Genomic DNA, 7,788 nt, shown 5'->3' with positions numbered 1-7,788 from the left:
GTCGCACGTCTCGGGAAGCTTCCCAACCTTGGGTGCCTCCTCTCCCCTCTGTGACAAGGTGATTTCCATGGCGGAACAACTATCCACAAGTAAGTGCGATTCACCATTACTCCAGGCCTTCGTCGACAATCGCAGCATTCTGGTCAAGATCGCTGCGCGCATCACCGGCTGCCGCTCACGCGCGGAAGACGTGGTGCAGGATGCATTCTTCCGGCTCAGCGCCGCCCCGCAGATCACCTCGTCCTTCAAGGCGCAGCTCAGCTACCTGTTCCAGATCGTGCGCAACCTGGCCATCGACCACTACCGCAAGCAGGCGATGGAGCTGAAGTATTCCGGCAGCGAAGAGGAAGGCCTGAACGTGGTCATCCAGAACGCTTCGCCCGAAGCCACGCACATCAACCTCGCCGCCCTCGATGACATCGCCGAGGCATTGAGCGAGTTGCCCCAGCGCACCCGTTATGCGTTCGAGATGTACCGTTTGCACGGCGTGCCGCAAAAGGACATCGCCAAGGAATTGGGCGTGTCGCCGACCTTGGTCAACTTCATGATTCGCGATGCCTTGGTGCATTGCCGCAAGACGGCCAACCGTCAGGTTTGAATAGCTGAAATGGCTGGGGGGCGCTTCGCACCCCCTTTCGCGACGCAAGGCCGCTCCTACAACGGCGCGATCTCTTGTAGGAGCGGCCTTGCGTCGCGAAAGGGGTGCGAAGCGCCCCCAGCAATCTCAGACCAAGGTACACTGATCGAAAAACCGCTCCCGCCCCAAAATCATCAGCGCCGCGCGCTTGTGCGGGAAGTCGAATTCTTTGTCGCAATGGAAACACTGATCGTGCATGTAGCCGATCATCTTGCCGTTGTCCGCCCGCGGCTCGGCCACCACCCGTTGGGTGCGCGGGTCATCGAGGAACAGGTAGTGCACCAGCGCCGATAACCAGCTGGCCACTTTGTGCGGCCCACGGTGCGCCTCCTCCCCTACCAACATGTGAATGCCGCGGTCGTAATCATCGGCCAAGTAGAACGGCGCAATCCGGTCTTCCTTTGCCCAATACGCCTCGAAGTAGGCGAACGGCTCATCGTCGAAGCAGCCGATGAGCGTGAGGGTATGCGGGTCGGCTTCCAGCTTTTCCAGGTATTCACGGTGCTGCTGTAAAGAGCCGCTTTCCTGCCAGAACGCGTCGACCCGGGGGTTGTTCTGCCAGCGGCTGAAGCGCTCCAAGTCCTGATCGATTTCCAGTGCGCGCAGCGACACCCAACTGCCCAGGCGCGCATCGAAGCGCCGGTACACTTCGCCACGGGGCTTGGGTGCCCGGCGCGGATGGCGCTTGCCGTTGCTGATCTGCATCTGCTGCGGGTAAACACTCGCAGCCGTGTCGCCGAGCCAAGGCTGGGGCAACTGCCAGAACAGCGCACGCTCGCACAGGTACACGCCCGGCTGCTCGCCGGGCAGCAACAGGCCGCTGGCGAGCGCCTGTGGCACGCCCTCGGGCAGGTGCCAAGCCAGGCGCTGGCAAGCAACATCACGCGATAGCAGCCAATAGCAGGCGGCCCACAGGGCCTGATAAGGGCGCTCTGGGCAAAGGCTTTGCAGGTGCACTTCCAGGCACGCACCCGGCACCAGCCGCAATTGGATCAGCGGGCGCCCTTCCAGGGTCAGGCTCAGCCAGCTATCGCCCTCATCGGCGCTGAGGGTGCGCCAGCGTGGCGGTGACAGTGGCTGCGAAGCGGCATCGAACGGCATGGTCTTGGCTCACGAAGATGAAAAGAAGGCTCACCGTGGAAAACGTTGCCGCTGCAGCGGAATTTAGTCGCGCGGCGCCTGCACCGTGATCCGGTAGGGCTGGAAGATACGCGTCAGTTCCCCGTTGTCGCGCAGGGCACGCATCAGGGCCGCGAACGACTGCTCGCCGATGGGTGCGCCCGGGCGTAGCAAGGCGTAGTGGTGATAGACCTGGTCGATACGCTGCGATGCCACCAGTTGCGCCTGGCTGTCGGGGTTGCGCTGCAGAAAGTCGCTTAGGTACGAACGGGTGACCAGGGCGATGTCGGCACGGCCAGCCTGCACCATCAGCAGGTTGCTGTCGTGGGAGTAGGTCAGGGTCGCGTTGAAGGCTTTACGCAAGTAGTCAGGGTCGGCATTGAAGCGGGCGAAGGCGTAGTGATAGCCGTTGAACAGCGCCAGGCGCTTGCCGCGCAGCTCATCGAAGTACCGCGGGTCACGGCCGTTGGCCTGGCTGGCAACGAACACCTCGGCATCCTCCAGGCCCATGTCCACGGTCTGGTGAGCAATGCCCTGCCAGCCCCATTGCGGGTTCTCGAAGATCGCCATGTCGGTGCGGCCCTGCTGCAAATCGCCAAAGCGCCGCTGGATGGAGGTGGGCACCAGCACAAAATGGTAGCCCTGCTGCGCACGGTTCAGGGCTGCGACCAACTGCGGCAACAGACCGGTGTCGGCCCCCTGCTCGGGGCGTACGGTGTAAGGCGGGAAGTGCGCGGCGCCGATCTTCACTTCGATCGCGTCGGCAGCCCAGCCCGGTATCGCCAGCCAGAGCGCGGCCAGCATCAGCAGAATGGGCAAGGCCTTTAAGCCGGGCGCTGGAGTCAAGACGCACACTCATCACGGTTCGTACCTGGTTGCGCCTAAGCTAGGCGTTTTCAGGACAGGGCACAACTGCTGGTCGCCCGCCTTAGTGCCAAAGCAGGCGGCAAATTGCCAGGGGGTGCCGTAAGGCCAGACATTGGCTACGCTCTAGCAGGATCTGCAAGGGAGCCTGGTATGGGCCATTGGTTGGTGATCGACCTGGAAGCCACCACCGACGATGGTGGGTGGCCGGTCACAGAGATGGAAATCATTGAAATCGGTGCAAGCCTGGTAACCCGCGAAGGCCGCGAAGTCGACCACTTCCAGCGTTTCGTACGGCCCCGGCGGCGGCCACAGCTGACGCCGTTTTGCCGCGAGCTCACGCACATCAGCCAGGCCAGCGTCGACAGCGCCGCGCCCTTCCCTGAGGTGTGGGCGCGCTTCGAGCGCTGGCTGGGGCACCACCGCGGGCAGTTGCAGGCCTGGGTCAGCTGGGGCGACTACGATCGCCAGCAGTTGCTGCAGGAATGGCAACAGCATGGGCTCGACAGCCTGCTGCGCAACGTGCCGCACATCAACCTCAAGCAGCGCTTCGCCAAAGCCCGTCACCTGCAGCGGCCGACCGGCCTCAATGGCGCCTTGCAACTGGCCGGCATGCACTTTTGCGGGCAGCAGCACCGGGCCTTGGAAGATGCGCGCAATACCGCGCGGCTACTGCCCTTGAGCCTGCCGGCCAATGGCACCTGAAAGCAGATGACGACGGGGATGGCCTTGGGCATACTGGCCAGCCCTTTTTCATCCCCCTGTTCAGGAGTCGCCCATGTTCCAGGTCAACGAGTACTTCAACGGCACCGTCAAGTCGATCGCATTCGCAAGCGAAGAAGGTCCGGCCACCGTGGGTGTGATGGCACCGGGCGAATACGAGTTCGGCACAGCCAAGCGCGAAATCATGCATGTGATTTCCGGTGCTTTGACCGTCAAGCTGCCGGGTAGCGACAACTGGGAAACCTTCAAGGCTGGCGACAAGTTCAATGTGGCCGCGGACAGCAAGTTCCAGCTGCAAGTGAAAGTGGATACCGCCTACCTGTGCGAGTACCGCGACTAAACGCTGGCCTGCACCGGCCTCTTCGCGGGCAAGCCCGCTCCCACAGGGACATCACAATGCTTGAGTCCTGTGCCACACCTGTGGGAGCGGGCTTGCCCGCGAAGAATCCAGCACTATTTCGACAAAAAGCCCGCCACCTTCTCAGCCGCCGCCTGCAAATGCTGCGCATGGCTGAACCCCGAAGCCTTCAACGGCTTCAGGTCATGATCGCCCGCCACCAGCCAGCTCACCTCGATCGCCGGTGACAGTGCATACCCCGCCACAGCCTCACGGTTACCCAGCGCATCCCGCTCGCCCTGCACGATCAACGTCGGTGTCTTGAGCCCCGCCAGGTGTTCGACCCTGGGCTTCTCCGGCTTGCCCACCGCATAGAACGGATACCCCAGGCACACCAGTGCATCCGCTTCGAGCTCGTCAGCCAACAAGCTGGCCATGCGCCCGCCCATGGACTTGCCACCGATGGCCAGCTTACCTGTGACCAAAGGTCGCACCTGCCGGTACACCTCGCGCCAGCATTCCAGCAGCACCTTCTGCGGATTGGGCGGCCGCTTGCCGCCGTTCACCCTGCGCTCGGCCATGTACGGGAACTCGAAGCGAATCACCCCGACCCCAAGCGCCGCGAGCCTTTGCGCCATCTCGTCCATGAACCCGCTGTCCATCGGCGCACCGGCACCATGGGCCAGGATCAGACAGCCTTTGTAGCCGTCATCCCCTTGAATTTGCGGAAGATCGCAGCGCAAGCCTGGGACATTTCCGACCTTCGCCCATTGATCCCCGTCAATACCGGCACTTTGCCCATTAATCATGCTTGCCTCGCTCTATAGCCTGCCAATAACCGTGGATGGGAACCCATACATGAACACAACCAGCAGTACCGCCTACAACTACAAGGTGGTCCGCCAATTCGCCATCATGACGGTGGTGTGGGGAATCGTCGGGATGGGGCTCGGCGTCTTCATCGCCGCCCAGCTCGCCTGGCCGTCCCTCAACTTCGACCTCCCCTGGACCAGCTTCGGCCGCCTGCGCCCCCTGCATACCAATGCGGTGATCTTCGCCTTCGGCGGCTGTGCACTGTTCGCCACCTCGTATTATTCGGTGCAACGTACCTGCCAGACCACCCTGTTTTCACCCAAACTGGCCGCGTTCACCTTCTGGGGCTGGCAACTGGTGATCTTGCTCGCGGCCATCAGCCTGCCGCTGGGCTACACCAGCTCCAAGGAATACGCCGAGCTGGAATGGCCGATCGACATCCTGATCACCATTGTCTGGGTCTGCTACGCCATCGTGTTCTTCGGCACGCTGATGAAGCGCAATACCAAGCATATCTACGTGGGTAACTGGTTCTTCGGGGCCTTCATCCTGACCGTGGCGATGCTGCACATCATCAACAACCTGGAGCTGCCGGTCAGCCTGACCAAGTCTTACTCGGTCTACGCGGGCGCCACCGACGCCATGGTCCAGTGGTGGTACGGCCACAACGCGGTGGGCTTCTTCCTGACCGCAGGCTTCCTGGGGATGATGTACTACTACGTGCCCAAGCAGGCCGAGCGGCCGGTGTATTCCTATCGCCTGTCGATCGTGCACTTCTGGGCACTGATCACCCTGTACATTTGGGCCGGCCCGCACCACCTGCACTACACCGCGCTGCCCGACTGGGCCCAGTCGCTGGGCATGGTGATGTCGCTGATCCTCCTGGCACCGAGCTGGGGCGGCATGATCAACGGCATGATGACCCTCTCTGGCGCTTGGCATAAATTGCGCAGCGACCCGATCCTGCGCTTCCTCGTGGTATCGCTGGCGTTCTACGGCATGTCCACCTTCGAAGGCCCGATGATGGCCATCAAGACGGTCAACGCCCTGTCGCACTACACCGACTGGACCATCGGCCACGTCCACGCCGGCGCCCTTGGTTGGGTGGCGATGATCTCGATCGGCGCGCTGTACCACACCATCCCCAAAGTGTTCGGCAAAGAGCAGATGCACAGCATCGGCCTGATCAACGCGCACTTCTGGCTGGCGACCATCGGCACCGTGCTGTACATCGCCTCGATGTGGGTCAACGGCATCGCCCAGGGCCTGATGTGGCGCGCGGTCAACAGCGACGGCACGCTCACCTACTCGTTCGTCGAAACCCTGGTGGCCAGCCACCCTGGCTTCATCGTGCGCTTCGTCGGCGGTGCGATCTTCCTCAGTGGCATGTTCCTGATGGCCTGGAACACCTGGCGCACGGTGCGTGCGCCAGCCACTGACGCCGCCCCTGCGAACGCCCAGCTGGCCTGAGGAGACACGCCTGATGAAACATGAAGTCATCGAGAAAAACATCGGCCTGATGGCGCTGCTGATGGTGTTTGCCGTCAGCATCGGCGGCCTGACCCAGATCGTCCCGCTGTTCTTCCAGGACGTCACCAACAAGCCGGTCGAAGGCATGAAGCCCTACACCGCGCTGCAACTGGAAGGCCGCGACATCTACATCCGCGAAGGCTGCGTCGGCTGCCACTCGCAGATGATTCGCCCATTCCGCGCCGAGACCGAGCGCTACGGCCATTACTCGGTCGCTGGCGAGAGCGTGTGGGACCACCCGTTCCTGTGGGGCTCCAAGCGCACCGGCCCGGACCTGGCCCGCGTGGGCGGCCGCTACTCGGACGACTGGCACCGCGCGCACCTGTATAACCCGCGCAACGTGGTGCCCGAGTCGAAGATGCCGTCCTACCCGTGGCTGGTCGCCGAGCAGGTCGACAACAGCCACACCGAATCCAAGATGCGCACCCTGCGAACCCTCGGTGTGCCGTACACCGACGCGGACATCGCCGGTGCCCGCGACGCGGTCAAGGGCAAGACCGAGATGGACGCGCTGGTCGCTTACCTGCAGGTGCTCGGCACCGCGATCAAGAACAAGAGGTGAGTGCGATGGATATAGACATCGGCATGATCCGCGGGCTGGGCACCCTGGTGGTGATGATCGCCTTCATCGGCCTCTCGCTCTGGGTATTCAACCGCCGCCGCGACCGTGATTTCGCCGAAGCGCGCCTGCTGCCCTTCGTCGACGACCGCCTGCCCCCTGCCGGGCAGGAACCTGCTGCCAAGAGGAGTTCCGGGCAATGACCACCTTCTGGAGTACGTACATCAGCGTACTGACCATCGGCAGTTTGATCGGCCTTACCTGGCTGCTGCTGTCGACCCGCAAGGGCCAGAGTACCGACACCACCGACCAGACCATGGGCCACAGCTTCGATGGCATCGAGGAATACGACAACCCGCTGCCCAAGTGGTGGTTCTGGTTGTTCGTGGGCACCCTGGTGTTCTCGGTCGGCTACCTGATCCTCTATCCAGGCCTGGGTAACTGGAAAGGCATCCTGCCGGGCTACGACAACGGCTGGACCGGGGTAAACGAATGGCAGAAGGAAATGGACAAGGCCGATGCCAAGTTCGGGCCGATCTTCGCCAAGTACGCGGCCATGCCGGTCGAGGAAGTGGCCAAGGACCCGCAAGCCCTGAAGATGGGCAGCCGCCTGTTCGCCTCCAACTGCTCGGTGTGCCACGGCTCGGACGCCAAAGGCGCCTATGGCTTCCCCAACCTGACCGACAAGGACTGGCGCTGGGGCGGCGAGCCGGAGACCATCAAGGCCTCGATCATGAACGGTCGCCACGGCGTGATGCCGGCTTGGGCCGAGGTCATTGGCGAGCAGGGCGTGGCCGATGTGGCGGCGTTCGTGCTGACCAACCTGGATGGCCGCAGCTTGCCGGAAGGGGTCAAGGCCGACCCGGCCAAGGGCAAGGAAATCTTCGCCGGCAACTGCGTGGCCTGCCACGGGCCTGAAGCCAAAGGCACCCCAGCCATGGGCGCGCCTGACCTGACTCACCCGCAGGCGTTCATCTACGGCTCGAGCTTCGCCCAGTTGCAACAGACCATTCGTTATGGTCGCCAGGGGCAGATGCCGGCACAGGCCGAGATCCAGGGCAATGACAAGGTGCACTTGCTGGCGGCTTATGTGTATAGCCTGTCGCACGGTGACGCGCCTGAAGCAGTGACTGTTAAGTAATACCAGGGGGCCGCTTTGCGGCCCATTCGCAGCGCAAGGCTGCTCCTACAGGCGATCGCATGCTT

General features: G+C 62.9%; 10 protein-coding genes. 7 read left to right on the top strand and 3 right to left on the bottom strand.

Going from position 1 to position 7,788, the window contains the following annotated elements:
- Positions 1–67 precede the first annotated feature (67 nt).
- A complete protein-coding gene (locus tag AB7M33_RS17150) occupies positions 68–598 on the top strand; it encodes an RNA polymerase factor sigma-70 (RefSeq protein ID WP_027592914.1) in 531 nt (176 codons plus the stop codon).
- 126 nt (positions 599–724) lie between these two features.
- On the opposite strand, the gene AB7M33_RS17145 is transcribed toward AB7M33_RS17150, so the two are convergent.
- Together AB7M33_RS17145 and AB7M33_RS17140 are read right to left on the bottom strand one after the other, a co-directional pair.
- Complete coding sequence (locus tag AB7M33_RS17145; protein WP_454243166.1) at positions 725–1,738, bottom strand: GNAT family N-acetyltransferase; 1,014 nt, start codon at positions 1,736–1,738, stop codon at positions 725–727.
- Positions 1,739–1,801: 63 nt separating this feature from the next.
- A complete protein-coding gene (locus tag AB7M33_RS17140) occupies positions 1,802–2,602 on the bottom strand; it encodes a substrate-binding periplasmic protein (RefSeq protein WP_454243165.1) in 801 nt (266 codons plus the stop codon).
- Between the two features lie 171 nt (positions 2,603–2,773).
- Here AB7M33_RS17140 and AB7M33_RS17135 point away from each other — a divergent pair, with 171 nt between their 5' ends.
- Both AB7M33_RS17135 and ppnP read left to right on the top strand, forming a co-directional pair.
- Positions 2,774–3,325, top strand: coding sequence for an exonuclease domain-containing protein (locus AB7M33_RS17135; RefSeq protein WP_027592917.1), 552 nt, complete (start codon positions 2,774–2,776; stop codon positions 3,323–3,325).
- 73 nt (positions 3,326–3,398) lie between these two features.
- Complete coding sequence (gene ppnP, locus AB7M33_RS17130) at positions 3,399–3,683, top strand: pyrimidine/purine nucleoside phosphorylase (protein ID WP_027592918.1); 285 nt, start codon at positions 3,399–3,401, stop codon at positions 3,681–3,683.
- 113 nt (positions 3,684–3,796) lie between these two features.
- On the opposite strand, the gene AB7M33_RS17125 is transcribed toward ppnP, so the two are convergent.
- Positions 3,797–4,489 carry an alpha/beta family hydrolase gene (locus AB7M33_RS17125; RefSeq protein ID WP_085272546.1) on the bottom strand — a complete coding sequence of 231 codons (693 nt, stop codon included), beginning with the start codon at positions 4,487–4,489 and terminating at the stop codon, positions 3,797–3,799.
- 49 nt (positions 4,490–4,538) lie between these two features.
- Between AB7M33_RS17125 and ccoN the strand changes: the two genes are divergently transcribed.
- The 4 genes from ccoN to ccoP are packed head-to-tail and all read left to right on the top strand — an operon-like array spanning position 4,539 to position 7,723.
- On the top strand, positions 4,539–5,963 hold the full coding sequence (gene ccoN, locus AB7M33_RS17120; protein ID WP_027592920.1) for a cytochrome-c oxidase, cbb3-type subunit I: 1,425 nt from the start codon (positions 4,539–4,541) through the stop codon (positions 5,961–5,963).
- A gap of 13 nt (positions 5,964–5,976) precedes the next feature.
- Complete coding sequence (gene ccoO, locus AB7M33_RS17115) at positions 5,977–6,585, top strand: cytochrome-c oxidase, cbb3-type subunit II (protein WP_454243164.1); 609 nt, start codon at positions 5,977–5,979, stop codon at positions 6,583–6,585.
- Positions 6,586–6,590: 5 nt separating this feature from the next.
- On the top strand, positions 6,591–6,785 hold the full coding sequence (locus AB7M33_RS17110) for a cbb3-type cytochrome oxidase subunit 3 (RefSeq protein WP_454243163.1): 195 nt from the start codon (positions 6,591–6,593) through the stop codon (positions 6,783–6,785).
- Positions 6,782–7,723: a cytochrome-c oxidase, cbb3-type subunit III gene (gene ccoP, locus AB7M33_RS17105; RefSeq protein WP_027592923.1), complete on the top strand. Its 942-nt coding sequence runs from the start codon at positions 6,782–6,784 to the stop codon at positions 7,721–7,723. The genes AB7M33_RS17110 and ccoP overlap by 4 nt, the downstream gene beginning before the upstream one ends.
- Positions 7,724–7,788 lie beyond the last annotated feature (65 nt).

This window comes from Pseudomonas sp. Y3 TE3536, from assembly GCF_053629175.1.
This window is presented reverse-complemented; position numbering and strand designations above follow the sequence as displayed.